The following is a 585-nucleotide window of genomic DNA, read 5'->3' on the forward strand; positions in this document are numbered from 1 at the left end:
CCAGCCTGCCGGCAGGCTGGAGACGGCGGGGGTGATCTGTACCCGGGTCACGACGGCATGGGTGATGGTCACCTCTGCGGTGGCGCTGAAGTGCTGGCCATTGGCCTCACCGGAAGCTGTGATGGTGACAGTCCCTGGGGACACGCCGGTCACCCTGCCTTTGTCGGCGCCACTGCTGCTGATGGTGGCGACGGCCGGGTCGCTGGAGTGCCAGCTCACCACGTCGTCAGCGGTGACATCCAGCACCTGGCCATTGGACAGAAGGGCTTCCCCTGTGAGTTGTTCACTCAAACCCACGGGCAGAGAGGAAACGGCGGGGGTGATCTGTACCTGGGTCACGACGGTATGGGTGATGGTCACCTCGGCAGTCGCGCTGAAGGACTGGCCATTGGCCTTGCCGGAGGCGGTGATGGTGACGGTTCCTGCGGAGACACCGGTCACCCTGCCTTTGTCGGCGCCACTGTTGCTGACGGTGGCAACGGCCGGGTCGCTGGAGCGCCAGCTCACCACGTCGTCAGCGGTGACATCCTGCACCTGACCATCGGAAAGAAGGGCTTCCCCTGTGAGTTGTTCACTCAAGCCAAC

Annotated in this window: 1 protein-coding gene; it reads right to left on the minus strand. The window is 64.4% G+C overall.

Annotated features, from left to right (window positions below; genetic code table 11):
- A partial coding sequence (locus BN1120_RS19190; RefSeq protein WP_202904031.1) for an Ig-like domain-containing protein occupies window positions 1-585 on the minus strand: 585 nt, incomplete at both ends.

Origin of the sequence: Aeromonas caviae (genome assembly GCF_000819785.1) — a bacterium.
In the GTDB taxonomy this organism is placed as follows: Bacteria; Pseudomonadota; Gammaproteobacteria; order Enterobacterales; family Aeromonadaceae; genus Aeromonas; species Aeromonas caviae.